This window comes from Alphaproteobacteria bacterium (assembly GCA_030740435.1).
Taxonomy (GTDB): domain Bacteria; phylum Pseudomonadota; class Alphaproteobacteria; order UBA2966; family UBA2966.
The window spans coordinates 62804-79709 of the sequence record JASLXG010000094.1 but is presented as its reverse complement, the minus strand read 5'-3'; the positions used below and the strand labels follow the sequence as shown (position 1 = coordinate 79709).

12 protein-coding genes and 1 pseudogene are annotated in these 16906 nt (G+C 66.7%); 5 read left to right on the top strand and 8 right to left on the bottom strand.

Going from position 1 to position 16906, the window contains the following annotated elements; all coding sequences use genetic code 11:
• Positions 1 to 195: 195 nt before the first annotated feature.
• Positions 196 to 561 carry an RNA polymerase-binding protein DksA gene (gene dksA / locus QGG75_11105; GenBank protein ID MDP6067780.1) on the bottom strand — a complete coding sequence of 122 codons (366 nt, stop codon included), beginning with the start codon at positions 559 to 561 and terminating at the stop codon, positions 196 to 198.
• Positions 562 to 744: 183 nt separating this feature from the next.
• Positions 745 to 1170 (bottom strand): flagellar assembly protein FliX, encoded by a 426-nt coding sequence (locus tag QGG75_11100; protein MDP6067779.1) that lies wholly within the window; start codon positions 1168 to 1170, stop codon positions 745 to 747.
• 282 nt (positions 1171 to 1452) lie between these two features.
• On the opposite strand from QGG75_11100, the gene QGG75_11095 reads away from it, so the two are divergent.
• The 4 genes and pseudogenes from QGG75_11095 to QGG75_11080 all read left to right on the top strand — a co-directional run bounded on the left by QGG75_11095 (position 1453) and on the right by QGG75_11080 (position 4458).
• Entirely contained in the window at positions 1453 to 1689 is a 237-nt protein-coding gene (locus QGG75_11095) for a hypothetical protein (GenBank protein MDP6067778.1), read from the top strand.
• Positions 1667 to 2047, top strand: a complete 381-nt coding sequence (locus tag QGG75_11090; protein MDP6067777.1) for a hypothetical protein — start codon at positions 1667 to 1669, stop codon at positions 2045 to 2047. The genes QGG75_11095 and QGG75_11090 overlap by 23 nt, the downstream gene beginning before the upstream one ends.
• A gap of 9 nt (positions 2048 to 2056) precedes the next feature.
• Positions 2057 to 2575: pseudogene (locus QGG75_11085) on the top strand (tetratricopeptide repeat protein).
• 140 nt (positions 2576 to 2715) lie between these two features.
• Positions 2716 to 4458, top strand: a complete 1743-nt coding sequence (locus QGG75_11080) for a tetratricopeptide repeat protein (GenBank protein MDP6067776.1) — start codon at positions 2716 to 2718, stop codon at positions 4456 to 4458.
• Positions 4459 to 4464: 6 nt separating this feature from the next.
• On the opposite strand, the gene prfB is transcribed toward QGG75_11080, so the two are convergent.
• From prfB to QGG75_11060, 4 genes are all read right to left on the bottom strand, one after another.
• Positions 4465 to 5584 (bottom strand): peptide chain release factor 2 gene (gene prfB, locus QGG75_11075; protein ID MDP6067775.1). Its coding sequence is split into 2 segments (ribosomal slippage): positions 4465 to 5514 and positions 5516 to 5584, totalling 1119 coding nucleotides; the frame shifts between segments, so codons are not numbered across the junction.
• Positions 5585 to 5642: 58 nt separating this feature from the next.
• Positions 5643 to 8048 (bottom strand): penicillin-binding protein 1A, encoded by a 2406-nt coding sequence (locus QGG75_11070; GenBank protein MDP6067774.1) that lies wholly within the window; start codon positions 8046 to 8048, stop codon positions 5643 to 5645.
• Between the two features lie 125 nt (positions 8049 to 8173).
• Entirely contained in the window at positions 8174 to 9733 is a 1560-nt protein-coding gene (locus QGG75_11065) for a hypothetical protein (protein MDP6067773.1), read from the bottom strand.
• Between the two features lie 253 nt (positions 9734 to 9986).
• Positions 9987 to 11171: an N-acetylmuramoyl-L-alanine amidase gene (locus QGG75_11060; GenBank protein MDP6067772.1), complete on the bottom strand. Its 1185-nt coding sequence runs from the start codon at positions 11169 to 11171 to the stop codon at positions 9987 to 9989.
• Between the two features lie 452 nt (positions 11172 to 11623).
• Between QGG75_11060 and QGG75_11055 the strand changes: the two genes are divergently transcribed.
• Complete coding sequence (locus QGG75_11055; protein MDP6067771.1) at positions 11624 to 14095, top strand: Rne/Rng family ribonuclease; 2472 nt, start codon at positions 11624 to 11626, stop codon at positions 14093 to 14095.
• Here the strand turns inward: QGG75_11055 and QGG75_11050 are convergent.
• Positions 14092 to 15234, bottom strand: a complete 1143-nt coding sequence (locus QGG75_11050; protein ID MDP6067770.1) for a pyridoxal phosphate-dependent aminotransferase — start codon at positions 15232 to 15234, stop codon at positions 14092 to 14094. The two genes, QGG75_11055 and QGG75_11050, sit on opposite strands and share 4 nt — an antisense overlap.
• Positions 15231 to 16790: a gamma-glutamyltransferase gene (locus tag QGG75_11045; GenBank protein MDP6067769.1), complete on the bottom strand. Its 1560-nt coding sequence runs from the start codon at positions 16788 to 16790 to the stop codon at positions 15231 to 15233. Before QGG75_11045 ends, QGG75_11050 begins: the two co-directional genes overlap by 4 nt.
• Between the last annotated feature and the right edge of the window lie 116 nt (positions 16791 to 16906).

The following is a 16906-nucleotide window of genomic DNA, read 5'->3' as shown; positions in this document are numbered from 1 at the left end:
CGATGACCAAACGATCCGTGTTCATCCAAGCCTCCTGACAAAAGAAAGCTTGAATCACTTTTTGACGCTCTTGGGAATCCCTTAAATGTCAACGGGCCCTAGTGCAACGGGAGCGACCGCGACCCGCCGCTACTGCGGCGCCCCCGCGGAGGCTGCGGGCCGCAGGCACGCCGCCGCGAGCGACCTTAAGACCCCCTACTCGTCGCGATAGGCGCGCTCGCGGCGCTCGTGGCGCTCCTGGGCCTCGATCGACAGCGTGGCGATGGGGCGGGCCTCCAGGCGTTTCAGGCTGATCGGCTCACCCGTCTCCTCGCAAAAGCCATAATCGCCGAACTCGATGCGTTTCAGGGCATCGTCGATCTTGCCCAGCAGCTTGCGTTCGCGGTCCCGGGTGCGCAACTCGAGTGCGCGCTCGGATTCGGCCGAGGCGCGATCGGCGATGTCAGGTTCCTGGGCGCTGTCCTGCTGCAGGTGCTGCAGCGTCTGGTTCGAATCCTTGAGCAGGTCGTCGCGCCACTCCACCAGCTTGCGCCGGAAGTATTCGCGCTGCTTGCCGTTCATAAAGGATTCGCTCTTGGACGGGCGATAACCCTTAGGTAGACGTTTGACCAAACCTTCACCCCATCAGTATCGATCTCTTGTGCGACCGGCGCGGAGTATATGAATCCGGCACCGTGCCCGCAAGCACGAGTGCAGAAAAAAATTGCTGGAGGTGGCCTGGCCGGGAGGCCGCCGACAAGGGGCTCAGGTCAATTGGTCGAGCTTGGCCAATTCAACCGCCGCCCGCAGCTCGATTTCATCGAGCACCTCGGCCAGGCGGGGATCATCGATATCTTCACGCTGCTCACGCACCACCGCCAATAGACCGTCCAACTTGTCGCGCGGAATGGAGCCCAGCAGCAGGCCATGGCGAATGGAGTCGAGATGGTCGAGCATATCCTCGGCCCGCTTCAGCCCGCGCGAGCGGCCACTGGTGGGGTCCGGAACCTCTTGCAGTGAAAGCAACGCATCGACGGCCGTAAGGGGGCCAGTGCTGCTGACCGCGGCCGTCGCTGCCTCGTCTTCGGAAGCGGCGATATGCTTGGCGAATTTCTCGCCTTTGTCACCGACCTTCTTGCCGCGCGTGGGCGAGGTTCCGGGACGGATCGGTCCCGTGCCGTCGATCTTCATGGGCGAACCAGTTCCGGATAATGGCGCCTAATTCTTGTTTAGCATCTATCGGCTTCGTTAAGAACCGGTAAAGCCATCGCCTGGGCAAAATATTCCGGCCCTGGCGGCAGTCCTTACCGGACCCCCGCCGGGTTTCGGCGCCGGCCTCAGATCCATAATTTTTTTTGTTATTTTCCAATTACTTAGATCTACACCACAGTGGCACAGAATTCGCTACGTCGTGGTTGGCAAGTGTGCCGCCCAAGGTCGACAAAACGCGCCACTAGGGATTTGGACCAGATCATGATCAGCGTTGCCAGCATTTTCAACAGCCATTTCCAGCCCAAGGACCAGCCCGGCAAGCCGCACCCGAGGTCCCTCGCGAGGCTGCTGCTGGCTTTGCCATTGGCCCTGATCCTGCTTTCGGGCAGCACCCTCGAGGCCGGCGCAGCCGCCTCGCGCATCAAAGACATCGCCAGCGTCGAAGGCATCCGCGACAACCTGCTGGTGCCTGAACATGATCTTCGGCAGCATCGGTGATACCCCGGAAACGTTGCGCCAAGCCGTCGAATTCCTGCTCAAGTACGACGACTGTTGCGAAATTCGGACCATCCGCCCGGTCACCCCCTACCCCGGCTCGCCGCTTTACTACGAGGCCATCGAGCGCGGCCTGCTGGCCGGGCCCGAGGATTTCTACGAAAACAAGCACCTCAACGCCGACCTCTTGGCCGTCAACTTCACCGAGCTCAGCGACGATCAGTTCTATGCCTGCCTGCAGGATGCCAACCGGCGGCTGCTGGAGAACTACCACCAGCACCAGCGCCAGGCTTCGCTCGACCTGGTGGCCGAGCTTTACCAAACACGCGATACCGGATTCCGGGGCTTCCGTCCGGTATAGTCGCCCGCCATGACAGCCGATACCGCCAGCCCCGATGGCGCCCTCGCCCAAGCCCGCGCCGCGGCCGCCGACGACGACTTGGCGAGGGCCGAAGCGATCTGCCGTGGCGTCCTCGCCAGCCACCCCGAGCACGCCCCGACGCTGGCCTATCTGGGACTGATCTGCCACCACGCCGACCGCCACGGCGAGGCCGAGCGCCTGTTGCAACGCGCCGTCGCCGTGGATCAGCGGACCGGCGGCCATTGGCTGCTGCTGGGTGTCGTGCTGCGCGCCCTCGAGCGTTTGGCCGAGGCCGAAGCGGCGCTGCGCCAGGCCTTGGCGCTGAATGCCCGGTTGAGCGACGGCTACCTGGCGCTGGGCGCCCTGCTGTTCAGCCTGGGCCGCGGCGCCGAGGCGCAGGAGACCTACCAGAGCGGCCTCGAGCAGTGCCCCGAGATGGCCGAGCTGCAGCTCGCGCTGGGCAACACGCAGGCGGCGCTGGGCGATGCCGCCGGCGCCGTGGCGACCTTGCGGCGTGCTGCTCTCGATCACCCCCCGGCGATGGCGCCGTCCAAGCCACCCTGGGCGCCGCCCTCAACGAACTGGGGCAGCATGAAGCGGCCCTGGCGGCGCTCGACAAGGCCGTCGTCGGACGGCCCGACGACGCCGTCGCCTGGTGCGATCTGGGGGTGGCACGGCTGGGCCGCAACGACGCCCTGGGCGCGGAACAGGCCCTGGCACGGGCCATCGAGCTGGCGCCCGGGTTGGCCGAGGCGGCGGCCAACCTGGCCGCCGCGCTGTTGCGCCAGGAACGCCACGAGGACGCCGCGGCAGCCGCCCGCCGGGCCGTCGAACTGGCCCCCGAGGCGGCCATCGGCTACCTCAACCTGGGCCGCGCGCTGCATGGCCTGAGGCGGCTGGAAGAGGCCCGCACGGCGGCTGAAAGGGCCACCATGCTGGCCCCCGAGGTGGCCGATGGGCATCTCAACCTGGGCGGCATCGAGCGCGACTTGAAGCGTTCCTCGGCCGCCGTGGCCAGCCTCGAGAGGGCCCAAAAGCTGGCCCCCGACGATGCCGAGGTGGGCCTCAACCTGGGTCTCGCCTACCGCGACGCCGGCCGCCTCGACGAGGCCATCGCGGCCTTCGAAGCCGCTCTGGCCAGCGCCCCGAAGCATGCCGAGGTGCTGGCCAATCTGGCGACCGCGCTGCGCGACGCCATGCGCCCCGAGGAATCGCTGGCGGCCTGCCAGGCCGCCATCGCACTCAAGCCGGACGAGCCCACCTTCCATTCCAACCTCAGCATCAGCCTGTGGTACCTGGACCGCCCGGAGGAGGCCGCGACGGCTTGCCGCCGGGCCCTGGAGATCGATCCCCAGTGCTTCGAGGCGCTTTCCAACCTGGGCAACGTGCTGACCGAATTGGACCAGCTCGAGGAGGCCCTGAATTGTTACGACCGCGCCCTGGCGCTCGAGCCCGACGACGTGCGGCTGCTGCGCAACCGGGCCGACGTGCTGCTGATCATGGGCCGCTTCGCGGCCGGCTACGAAGCCATGGAAAGCCGCTGGCGCGGCAGCCGGATGCGCCGGCCCTTCAGCCAGCCGCAATGGGACGGCAGTGCGCTGGAGGGCCGTTCGATCCTGGTCTGGGGCGAACAGGGCGTCGGCGATACCATCGTCTTTGCCTCCTGTCTGGGCGAGGTGCTGGCCCGGGCCGAGCGCTGCATTTTCGAGACCGACGCCCGCATGGTGGCGCTTTTTGCCCGCTCCTTCCCCGGCCTCCAGGTGGTGGCGCGGCAGGACCCGCCCGCTCCGGCCACGGCCGAGTTCGAGCTGCAATGCCCGATCGGCACCCTGGCGCGCTGGCTGCGCCCCGACCTGGCCGCCTTTCCCCGCCACCAGGGGTACTTGCGGGCCGCCCCGGAAGCCCAGGCGCAGTGGCGCCGGCGCCTGGACGAACTCGGCCCGGGGCTCAAGGTCGGCATTGTTTGGCGCTCCAGCCACGTCGATGCCGAACGCCGGCGCTACTATTCCGAAATCGCCGACTGGGGCCCGCTGCTGCGCCTGCCAGGCATCCGCTTCGTCAGCCTGATGTACGACGAAGCAGGTTCCGAACTGGCCCTGGCCCGAGAGAAATTCGACTGTGATATCAAATACTTCGATGATATCGATCTGTTCGACGACATCGACGGCGCGGCGGCCCTGACGGCCGCACTCGACTTGCTTATCACGCCGCTCTCGATGACCTCGTGGCTGGCCGGCGCCCTGGGCGTCAGGGCCTGGACCATGACCATCCCCGGCGAATGGCGCATGTTCGGCAGCGGCACCTTCCCCTGGTGCCCGAGCGTGCGCATGATCGAAAAACCCATCGGCCAAGCCTGGCCCCAGGTCCTCGCCGGCTTGGCCGAGGATTTGGCGAAACTGGCGGCCGAATAGAGCCCCCTACCCGCCCCCGCCCTCGCTGCCGCCGACGCGTTGGGCCAGGGCGGCCGACATGAAGGCGTCGAGGTCGCCGTCGAGCACGGCCGTGGTGTTGCCGGTCTCGACGCCGGTACGCAGGTCCTTGACCATCTGGTAGGGCTGCAGCACGTAGCTGCGAATCTGGTGGCCCCAGCCAATCTCGCTCTTGGCCTCGTGCAGCGCCTGGCGCTCCTCCTCGCGGTTGCGCAGCTCCAGCTCATAGAGCCGCGCCCTGAGCATGTTCATGGCGGCGGCCCGGTTCTTGTGCTGCGAGCGGTCGTTCTGGCACTGCACGACGATGCCGGTGGGCAGGTGGGTGAGGCGCACGGCGCTGTCGGTGCGGTTGACGTGCTGGCCGCCGGCACCCGAGGCACGGTAGGTGTCGACGCGCAGGTCCTTGTCGTTGATCTCGACGTTGATGTCGTCGTCGATGGCCGGATAGGCGCCGACGCTGGCGAAGGCGGTGTGGCGCCGCGCACTAGAATCGAAGGGCGAGATGCGCACCAGGCGATGGACGCCGCTCTCGGACTTGAGCCAGCCGTAAGCGTTGGCGCCGCGGATCTTGACGGTGGCCGATTTGATGCCGGCCTCTTCGCCTAGGCTTTCCTCGATCCACTCGACCTTGTAACCGTGGGCCTCGGCCCAGCGCGTATACATGCGCAACAGCATCTCGCCCCAGTCCTGGGAGTCGGTGCCGCCGGCGCCGGCATGCACCTCGAGGTAGCTGTCGTTGGCATCGGCCTCGCCCGAAAGCAGGCTCTCGATGCGCCGCAACTCGACCTGGCGGCCCAGATCCAGCAGCACGCCCTCGGCTTCCTCGATCAGGCTTGCATCGTCCTCGGCCTCGGCCATTTCCAGCAGCTCGAGATTTTCCTCCAGGGTCTTCTCGAGCTCGCGGTAGCTCTCCACCGCCTGCTCCAGCCGGGTGCGCTCGCGCATCACCTTCTGGGCTCGCGCCTGGTCGCTCCAGAGATCGGGATCCTCGGCCCGGGCGTTGAGTTCCGCCAGTCGTTTCAGCGTGGCGTCCCAGTCAAAGATGCCTCCTCAGCAGTTCCATCGACTGCTTGATGTCGCTGACCACGGCTTCGATCTCGGCCCGCATGGAAACCCTTCATCGGCTGGAGGAGGCGCCCAGAAGGTAAGGAGAAGCACCGCCCCGGTCAATACAGCCCGCCGGTGCCCGAGTTCCCGGGGCCGGAACGGGCCAGGCCTTGCGAGCCGTCGAGCACCGGTCCCTGGCGGCTCGGCTCGCTGCCCGGCTTGAAGGCTTCGAGGATGACGCGCTGGTCGCCGGGCTGGGCCGGCAGGCCGGTGGCGGCGCTGACCCGGACCAGACGGATGCCGGCCGGGATGCGGAAGGGCACCGCCGGCTGCTGGGCCAGCGCCCCGGCCATGAAGTCGCGGAAGATGGGCGCCGCCACGCTGGCCCCCTGCTCGCCCCGGCCCAGCGTGCGCGGCCTGTCGAAGCCGGCGAAGACGCCGACCACCAGGTCGGGGGCAAAACCGATGAACCAGGTATCGAAGGCGTCGTTGGTGGTGCCGGTCTTACCGGCCAGCGGTTTCTTGACCGTGCGCACGATGCGGCCGGTGCCGCGCTCGACCACGCCCTCGAGCATCGAAACCAGCTGATAGGCGGTGGCCGGCTCGACCACCTGGGTGCGCAGGTCGGGGATCCGGGGCGGCTTGCGGCCGTGCCGGTGCGCCTCGCGGCAGCCCTCGCAGGGACGTTCGTCGTGGCGGAACACGGTGGCGCCGCGGCGGTCCTGGATGCGGTCGATGATACTGGGCTGGATGCGCTTGCCGCCGTTGACCAGCATGGCATAGGCGGCCGTCAGCCTGAGCAGCGTGGTCTCGCCCGCGCCCAGCGCCATCGACAGCACTTGGGGCATCTCGTCGACGACGCCGAAGCGCCGGGCATAGGCGACCACCGCTTCCATGCCGATGAACTGGGCCAGGCGCACGGTCATCAGGTTGCGCGATTTTTCGATGCCCAGCCTGAGCGTGCTGGGGCCGTAGAATTTTTTGGTGTAGTTGGCCGGTTTCCATTTGCCCTGGCCGGGCCCTTGGTCGACCACGAATGGCGCGTCGAGGACCAGACTCGACGGCGTGAAGCCATTCTCCAGGGCCGCCGCATAGACCACCGGTTTGAAGGCCGAGCCGGGCTGGCGCTGGGCTTGCGTCGCGCGGTTGAACTCGCTGGCCTCGAAGTCGTAGCCACCGACCAGGGCTAGCACCCGGCCGGTGTGGGGATCGAGCGCCACCAAGGCACCGTTGATGTCGGGGATCTGCTCGAGGGTGTAGAGGCCGGGTTGCTCGCCGCCGAGGGCCGCCACGAGAACCACGTCGCCGACCGCCACCACGTCGCTGGGCCGCTTGGGCTTGGAGCCCCAACGCTGTTTCTGACGCCAGGGCCGGGCCCAGGCCATGCCGGCAAAGGGCAGATAGCCGCGGGCGCCGCTGGCAAAGCCGAGCTCGGCGCCTTGATCGCCCAGCGCCAGGATCATGGCCAGCGACCACTCACCGATGCCAGCCGGCGGCGCCAGTTCGGCCAGTTTCTCGGCCCAGCGCTCGTCGGGCTCGATGGTGAACAGCGGACCGCGCCAGCCGTGGCGCCGGTCGTAGGCCGTAAGCCCGGCCCTGAGCGTGCGCCGGGCCAGGCTTTGCAGCCTGGGCGACATGGTGGTGCGCACCGAAAGGCCACCTTCGTAAAGGCCGCCCTCGCCGTAGCGCCCAATCAAATAGCGCCGGACTTCCTCGGCGAAGAAAGGCGCGGTGACGAATTCGGTCTCGCTGCGGGGCCGCACCACCAGTCTCGCCGTCCTGGCCCAGACCGCCACTTCGGCACTGATGTGGCCATCCTCGACCATACGCCCGATGACCCAGTCGCGGCGCCCCTTGGCGGCCTGGTAGCGGCGGATGGGATGGTAGTTGTTGGGCGCCTTGGGCAAGGCCGCCAGATAGGCCGCTTCGGCCAGGCTGAGCTCGTCCAGTGGCTTGTTGAAATAATTCAGCGCCGCCGCCGCCACGCCATAGGAGCCAAAGCCGAGATAAATCTCGTTGAGGTAAAGCTCGAGGATCTGCTCCTTGGAAAAAGCGCGCTCGATGCGCAGCGCCAGAATGGCTTCTTTGATCTTGCGCTCCCGGGAGAGCTCGGTGGCGAGCAGGACATTCTTGGCCACCTGGTGGGTGATGGTCGAGGCGCCGACCGGCCGGCGCCTCTTGACCAGGTTGAGCAGGTTGGTGACGGCGGCCCGCACCACGGAGAGCAAATTGATACCGCCGTGGCTGAAGAAGTTCTTGTCCTCGGCCGAAAGAAAGGCCCGGACGACGCGCACGGGCATGGCGCTGACCGGCACGAAAATGCGCTTCTCGCGGGCATATTCCGCCAGCAGCCGGCCGTCGCCGGCATGCACCCGGGTCACCGTCGGCGGCTCGTAATGGGCCAGTTGCTGGTAGTCGGGCAGCTCGCGGCCATAGGTGTAAAGCAGCCACAGCCCGCTGCCCCCCAGCGCCACCAGCGTCAGCATCAGGACTCCAAAGAGCCCGGCCACGAACCTCAGAACCATGCGCAACTCGGTTGCCCCTCTTGATACGAGAGGAGTCTAGCATAGACAGCGATTGTGGCAGCCTTATGGCGGCGGCCTGGGGCTTTCACGTTTGCGTAGAGTCCGCCCCGGCGGCGGCGCGTCAATCACAGCCCGAGCTTTTTCTCGACGATACTGCGGATCTTCCAGCGTGCGAAAAAGCGATAGAACCCATTCATGTTGATCGGCTCCGATGCCAGCACCCGATCGGCGTCGGCCACCACCAGGTCGATGAATTTACGCCGTTTCCCGTCGGGCGCGTCGGCCATGGTGATGGCGCCCATGTCGGGCCAGTTGGGCTCGGGATCGTATTGCCTATTGTGGCCCGTCGCGCCGCCCTCTCTGTCGTAATCCGGAATCGCGAGAAATTCGGGCAGCAAACGGTGGGCGTTGCGCCGCCCCAGGCGGTAATCGTGCTCGCGCCAGGTCTGCTCGAAAAAGCCGGCCAAGGCGAAAAGCGCGTCACCGGCTGTTTGCTCGCCTTTGGCACCGATGGCAAAAAGGTTCATCGGCCGCTTGCTGTCGAGCACGGCGATGTTGTTGAGCACGAAGACGTTGCGGACGAAAAGCTGCTGGCGGAGGTCGGCGGGCGCCGCCGTGATGGCCTCAATTTGATCGGCGTGATGCGCGGCAACGCGCAGTAGCCTTGTCTTGAGGTAATTCGGATCGAAGTCACGCCCGCTGTCGCGCGCCAGTTCCCGTTTCTTGGCGACGATGGTTTCGACTTGGGCATCGATTTCGGTTTTGAGTCCTGCCACTGAATCATCTGGCAACACCTGCATCGTTGCGCCGAGCTGCGAGACGAAGGCATCGCGCCAGGCCAGTTGAGTATTGACCCGCCCGACCCGCAGCCAGTCCTTGGCTTCGGCCTCGGCCAGGGCCATTTCGCCCAGGCGCTTGACATTGGCGAACAATCCGTTGCCCAGGAACGACCCCGGGGCCGCCTCGGGCCTGAAGAAGTCGGCATTTTGCTTCGAGCTGTTGAGATTGGGATCGACGAGAAGAAAAATCCGGCACGGCGAAAGCACGCCACCATCCTGTTCGCGCGACAGCATCACCGCCTCGCGCACCGGTTCGTTGTCGAACATGCCGCCGTCGGAAACGGCGTGATCGCCCGGCAGTATCGTTGTCTGTCCCACCACAGGCGGCAGCGAGCCGGGAAAGTCGCCCGCCTTGCGGGCCACGAAATAGGGTGGAAAGGCCACCGGAAAGCTGCCGCTGGCGATGCCGGCGGCGGCGATGCGCCGCCACTGCGCTGCGTCGGTTGATTGGCCGGCAACCACCGTTTCCTTGAATTTGTCGCTGAAAAAAGTGCTGGGGAAGACGTTATCAGCGGTTACGACGGTATTGGTCGAAGCGTATTTCAGGCCATAGTCGATGCCCACCATGTTGGCCAGAGAAAAACTGAAGTAGAGTTTTTTCGGAGCGCAACTGGAGGGATTCCCGTCGTTCAGAGGAAACCGTTCGGAACCCTTCACGTATTCCTGCCCCAGTTCCTCCTGCAAGGCGTGGCTGAACAGCGCGCTCGGGCTGGGCTGGGCCATCATGGTGTCGACGTCGGCGCGCTCCACCCAAGCTTCGTGCAGAATGCCTCGCTGCCCAGCGTCGTGAAGCAGGATGCGGCCCACCATGGCGGCCGTAATGCTGCCAGCCGAGCCGCCGGTCATGACGTCGATGACAATCGGGTCGTCGTCACGCGACAGGTTTAGCTACTCCAGCGCATAAAGCAGTTCGGTCAGTACACCAGCCTCGTAGGCACCCAGCGATACACCGCCAGCAATAATCAAGGATATACGATTGACTTCCATGCTAATCCCCTAATGAATTGCAAGGGAGCGAAATATCATATCATAAATAGAATTTTATCATAGCTAGTAATTCTGCATTTGCGTGCTGGCGAATTCCGGCGATGGACCAAGCCTAGCCCCGAGGCTTGGCGAAATAACGCTCGATGCCGGCGGCCAGGGCCTCGACCAGGGCGCGGCGCCGCCGCGTCGAAGTCAAGAGGCGTTCGTCCTGGCGGTTGGACAGATATCCCAGTTCGACCAGCACCGAGGGCACATCGGGGGCCTTGAGAACGGCAAATCCGGCGAAGCGGTGACTGTTCTTCAAGAGCCGCGCCCGGGCCTTGATCTCGGGCAGCAAGAGGTTGGCGAAAGTGGCCGAGAGGTTCATGGTCTCGCGCTGCACCAGATCGATCAGGATGTTGGTGACTTCCTGGTCTTCGCTGCCCAGATCGAGGCCGGCGATGATGTCGGCCTTGTTTTCCTTGGCCGCCAGGGCCGCGGCCTCTTTGTCGGAGGACTTCTCCGAGAGCGTATAGACGCTGGCGCCGCGCACACGGCGGTTCTTGATGGTATCGGCGTGCAGCGAAACGAAGAGATCGCCGTGCGCCTGGCGGCCCCGCTCGACGCGGCGGCGCAGGCGCACGAAAACGTCGCGCGAACGCGTCATGACGACGCGCAGGCGGCCCTTCTTCTCGAGGCGGCGCTTGAGCTCGCGGGCAAAGCCGAGCGTCACGTTTTTCTCGAAGACCCCACCGATGCCGATGGTACCGGGGTCGACGCCGCCGTGGCCGGGATCGAGCACCACCACCGGCGGGCTGCCGGGCTTCCTGGGCTTCAGCGGCGCCGGCTTGGCGGCGCTTTTGCCCCGCCGGTTGACGGCCGCACGCTGGCGTAGCGTGGCCAGGAAGCTGGCCCGGTCGACCTCGCCCAGATCGACCGCAAAGCGGTAGGCGAAACGGCCCTGGGGCGGCAGCACCTGGACCTTTCGCAGCGCCACCGGCCGCGCCACGTCGATCACCACACGTGAGGTGCCGGGCGCGAACAGGCCGTAGCGCCAGCCCAGAATCAGGCCCACCGGCCGGGTCGCCTGGGGCGGAACCTGCCAGGCCAATTCAGGCAAATCAATGACCACGCGGTAGGGGTTGTCGAGCGTGAAAATGGTGTATTCGACGCTCTCGGTAAGGTCGAAGACCAGCCGCGTCAAGTCGTTGTGCACGCCGATGCGGACGCTGGTCACGACGATCTCGGCCTGTGCCTGGGGCTGGGGCCGGGCCACCAGGGCGGCCAGCGCCAAAGCCAGGAAAAGCAAGAGCCGCAAAAACAAAAGTCGTCCCCCTGTCAGGCGCCCGCCAGCCAGCCCGGGCTTGCCGCCGGGTCAGATATACTGCGCCCGGGCGGCGGCAACAACTCCCTCCGGGGGCAGCCGGTTGAGAATTGGAATTCGTTTGGAGTTCCGCCGCCGGTCTGCTAAGGATGCGCTTGCGAACCTCCGCAGTCGGTCCGTCACCCTTCGGGGACGGCGGCGGCGCGGCCAGGCGACGGTGGCGCGGAAACGCGATGTCGAACATACCCCAGGCGGCGCCCAAGACACAGCGGAGTGAGGTTTGAACAGCGTGGTCCAGGCCCCGGCAAGCCGCGGTGGACGGCAGCCGTAGATCGCCATACCGAAATTTTCGACGGGTGGCGAGAGGTGCGAGGATCCCGCCCAGAACAGAGACGGGCCGCCGGACGTTTTCGCGCGGCCGGCCCCCGTCCCGGAGCATTGGTCAAATGGCCAGGCGTATGCTTATCGACGCGGCCCACCCCGAGGAAACCCGGGTGGTCGTGGTCAGCGGTACCCGGCTCGACGAATTCGATCTCGAGTCGGCGATCAAGAAACAACTCAAAGGCAATATCTATCTGGCCAAAGTGACGCGCGTCGAGCCGTCGCTACAGGCCGCGTTCGTCGACTATGGCGGCGAGCGCCACGGCTTCCTCGCCTTCAACGACATACATCCAGACTATTACCAGATCCCGGTCGCCGATCGCGAGGCCCTGCTGGCCCAGGAAGCCGCCGCCGCGGCGGCCGAGGAGGAGGCCGAACAGGACGAGGGGCCGGCGCCGGCAAAGGACGATCCGAACGACCAGAGCGGCGATGATGACGACGACGAAAGCACGGAGGCTCTGGAGCACGACGCGGCGGCAACAGAGGGCGACGAGGACTCGGACGACGACGACGATGCGCCAGCCGCCAACAGCAGCGTCGAGGACGTCGGCGGCGACGATCTGGAAGAGGTCGAACGCCTGCGCAAGCGGGTGCTGCAGCGACGCTACAAGATCCAGGAAGTCATCAAGCGGCGCCAGATCCTGCTCGTCCAAGTGGTCAAGGAGGAACGCGGCAACAAGGGCGCGGCGCTGACCACCTATCTCTCGCTGGCCGGCCGTTATTGCGTGCTGATGCCCAATTCCACCCGTGGCGGCGGCATCAGCCGCAAGATCACCGTTGCCGCCGACCGCAAGCGCCTGAAATCGATGATCGGCGACCTTGGCCTGACCGACGGCATGCGCCTGATCGTACGCACCGCCGGCCTGGCCCGCTCGAAGGCCGAGATCAAGCGCGATTATGAATACCTGCTGCGCCACTGGACCAGCGTGCGCGAAACGACGCTGGAATCGACGGCCCCGGCCCTGATCTACGCCGAGGCCGACCTCATCAAGCGGTCAGTCCGCGACCTCTATACCAAAGACATCGATGAGGTCCTGGTCGAGGGCGAGGCCGGCTACCGCATCGCCAAGGACTTCATGCGCATGCTGGTACCGAGCCACGCCAAGCGCGTGCAACCCTACGCCGACTCGATCCCGCTGTTTCACCGCTATCAGGTCGAGCAGCAGTTCGATTCCATGTACAGCCCGACGGTGCAGCTCAAGTCGGGCGGCTATGTCGTCATCAACCCGACCGAGGCCCTGGTGGCCATCGACGTCAACTCCGGCCGCGCCACCAAGGAGCGCAACATCGAGGAGACGGCCCACAAGACCAACCTCGAAGCGGCTGACGAGATCGCTCGCCAACTACGGCTGCGCGATCTTGCCGGCCTGATCGTCATCGACTTCATCGACATGGACCAGAACCGCAACAACCGCAGCGTCGAGCGCCGCCTCAAGGAGGCGTTGAAGACCGATCGGGCGCGCATCCAGGTGGGCCGCATCAGCGCCTTCGGCCTGATGGAGATGTCGCGCCAGCGTCTGCGCCCGAGCTTGCTGGAAGCGAGTAGCGAGACCTGCCCCAGCTGCGGCGGCTCGGGCGTCATTCGTTCCATCGAATCATCCGCGCTGCGGGTGCTGCGGGCGATCGAAGAGGAAGGCATCCGGGGCACCAGCGGCGAGATCACCATCCACGTGGCAACCCCCATCGCGCTTTACCTCTTCAACCAGAAACGTGACACGCTGGTGGCTCTGGAGCAGCGCTTCGAAATGCGCGTCAACCTCTTTGGCGACGACACTCTGGTGCCGCCCGATTATCGCCTCGAGCGGCTGCAATCGCGGCCGGCGACGGGCGGCGAGACCGAGGCCCAGGCCACGGTGGACGAGGCGATAGCCGCTAACGACGACGAAAGCGAAAGCGAGGCCGAGAACGAGGCCAACGGCGACGGCAGCCGTCGGCGCCGACGGCGCGGCAAGCGTGGCGGGCGGCGGCGGCGGCGCAAGGACGAGAGCGTCGAGGCGGCTGAAGGAACGCCCGAGGAGAAGCCTGACGCCACGGAAGAGCCCGAGGAAGCTGTGGCTGTGGCTGTGGCTGTGGCTGTGGCGGCGGCGGCGGAGCCGGCGACCGAGGCTGAGACCGGCGATAGCGAGGACGAGGAAACGGCCAAGAAGCCGCGCCGCCGACGGCGGCCACGGCGGCACAAGAGTGCCGAGCCGGAGGCCACCGAGACGGCTGAGGCCGGGCCGGAGTCGGATCCCGAGCCCGAGCCCGTAGCGGATCCCGAACCCGAGCTCGAGCCCGTGGCTCCGGCCGAACCGTTGGCTGCCGAGCCCGAAGTGGTGGCGCCGGAGCCCTTGCCGCTTTGGCAGCCCGAGGCGGCGGTGCAGACGGCGGCGGCGCAATCGGAACTGGCGGCGCTGGACGTTCCGGTCCCGACCAGCGACCCCGTGGTAGCCCTGGCCACGACGGCGGCCACGGCCGAGGACGGGGACGGGGATGGAAACGAGGACGAGGCGGAGGCCGAACCAACGTCCAAAAAAACCGGTTGGTGGCGCCGCTAGCCCAGCCAGGCCTTGAGGCGGCGCGTGGCTTCGACCATGTCGGCAAAGGGGCCGGCGAAGGAGAAACGCAGGTAGGCGTGGCCGCGCTCGGTGTCGAAATCGATGCCGGGTGTGCTGGCAACGCCGGTTTCCTCCAGCATACGGCGGCAGAAATCGGCACTGTCGTTGGTCAACTTGGCTACGTCGGCAAAGATGTAGAAAGCGCCGTCGGCCGGGGCCAAGCGATCGAAGCCGGCCTGGGGCAGCTCGGCCAGCAATAGCTCCCGATTGCGGGCGTATTCGGCGACTTTGTCGTCGAGCTCGGTGCGGCAGTCGAAAGCCACCACGGCGGCGTGCTGCGACAGCGCGGGGGGCGAGATATAGAGGTTTTGCGACAAGCGCTCCAGCGGCCGCACCAGATCCTCCGGCACCACCATCCAACCCAGGCGCCAGCCGGTCATGGCGAAATATTTGGAAAAGCTGTTGATGACCACGGCCTGATCCCAGAGCCCGGCTAGCGTTTCAGCCTGCCGGCCGTAGGTGATGCCGTGATAGACCTCGTCCGAAATCAGGCGAATGTCGTGTTGGCGGCAGTAGGCGATCAGCGCCTCGAGGGCCGGCCGGTCGAGCATGGTGCCGGTGGGATTGGCCGGACTGGCGATCAACAGGCCGTCGAGCGGCCCGGCCGCCGCCAGCAGCTCCGGCGTCGGCTGGAAGCGGCTTTCGGGGCCGGTGGCGATGGACACGGGTTCGAGATCCAGCGCCAGCAAAATGTTGCGGTAGGCGGGATAGCCCGGCGCCGCCAGGGCGACACGGTCACCGCTCTCGAAAGCCGCCATGAAGGCCAGCGGAAAGGCGCCCGACGACCCGGCGGTGACGATGACACGCTCGAAATCAACCGAAACGCCGTAATATTCGTCGTAGTGGCGCACGATGCGGGCCCGCAGCTCGGGTATGCCCAGGGCCTCGGTGTAGCCCAGATGGGCCGTGCCCAGCGCCTCCCGGGCGGCCGCGATGACCGGCTCGGGGGCCCCACCGCCGGGCTCTCCAACCTCCATGTGAAAGACTTCGCCGCCGGCCGCCTGGCGGTCGTTGGCCGCCTTCAGCACCTCCATGGCGTAGAAGGGAGCAATCTCGTTGCCGCGCCGGGAGATCTTCATAAGGCTCCGCCGAGCGCCAACCCGAAGCCGCGGTGGTCAGCCCGGAAAACGCAAGCGCTGCCCGCGCTTTGCAGGCCGCCAGGGCAATGAATGGCGTTGATCCGAGCCCGGCTGGCGCGCTCGCGGAGTTGGTGGCCGCGCTGGCGCAGGCTTTCGGCCGCCGCCATCATGTCGGGCTCGATCAGCGTCACGTCGGGGCGGCCGGGATGGCTGATGCGGCCGCCATCGATGGCCGCCGACAGACTTTCGCGGGCGCCCACGGCGACCAGGGCGGTCTGGGCCAGCGCCGCCGGTCCGCCCACGCCACCCGACGCCGTGGCCACCAGGATGACCTCCTTGCCGGCATCATCGAGCACCAGCAAGGGCCCGAGGTATGCCAAGTCGGCACCGTCCGGCGGCGGCGCCAGTACCACGCCGGAGCCGCGTGCCACGGCGCCATCACCCAGCTCGCTGCCCATGGTCAGGACACAAGCCACGGCCGAGCCCTCGCGATCGACCACGGCGAAGCTGGTGGTGCCGTCGGGTCCGGCATCCAGCGACGCCGGCAACAGGCCCGGCATGCTGGCCGTGGTGTGACGGTCGGCGCGGTAGCTCGACATCAGGGCATTGGCCCGGAATGCCGAAAGCGGCCGGGCCGCGGCACCGTCGCGGTCGATGTAGGCGCGTTGCGAGGCCTCGGCCAAGAGATGCGGGCGCAGCTCGTCAGGTGTCTTGGCATAGCGGCCGTCGTCGGACACCATGGTCAGTATCTGGCCGGCAATTATGCCGCCGGTCATGGGCGCCGGCGTGGCGTGGAGGTAGAATTCCCCGAGCCGGCCGCTAACGCTCTTGCGCCACGACGGCCGATAGGCCCTGAGATCGGCCAGCGTCAAGGTACCGCCGGCTTCGCGAGCACCGTTGACCAGGGTGATGGCGGCCTGGCCGACGTAGAATTCGCCCGGCCCCCGCACCCGAATCTGGGCCAGCAGCGCCGAAAGCTCGACCTGCACGAAGTCGCGGCCTTCCTCCAAGGCCTGGCCGCCGGCGTCGACGAAGCGCGAGGCCAGGCCGGGATGGCTATCGATCTTGGCTCGCACCGCGGCCAGCCGGCGGGTCAGGGCCCGGGACGCCGGATGACCGCGCCGAGCCAGGGCCTCGGCCGGCGACACCAACCGCCCCCATTCGATACGTCCAAAGCTGGAATGCAGCGCCGCCAAGCCGCGTACCAAACCGGGCACCGCCACGAGGCCGCCGGCAATCGGCATGCGGGGCAGGAACTCCAAGGTTTCGACGCTGTCGGTGGCGGCGTCATGAACCACGCACATGCCGCCACCGCCCAGGCCGGCCGCCACCGGATAAGTTACCGAGAGCGCAAAGCCGAGCGCCACCGCGGCATCGGCCGCGGTGCCTTGGCGGGCCAGCACTTCCTGGGCCACCAGGGCGGCGCGCGGCTCGTCCGCGGCGACACCGCCGGCAAAGCCCTGCACCACCTCGCCGACTTCCACGGAGGTCGGTTTTTCCGGCTCGCTGACGCAGGCCGCCAGCATCAGGCCCAAGCTCGCAACCAGCGTCGGCACCAGGGCCGACGACGGGCACCTCCTGAGAGCCCCGCGTTGACCGCGCCTGGCACCGCCCTTAGGTTGACACGGGTCGATCGGAGGCCGTGACTTGCTCGAACGCATTCCTGTAATTC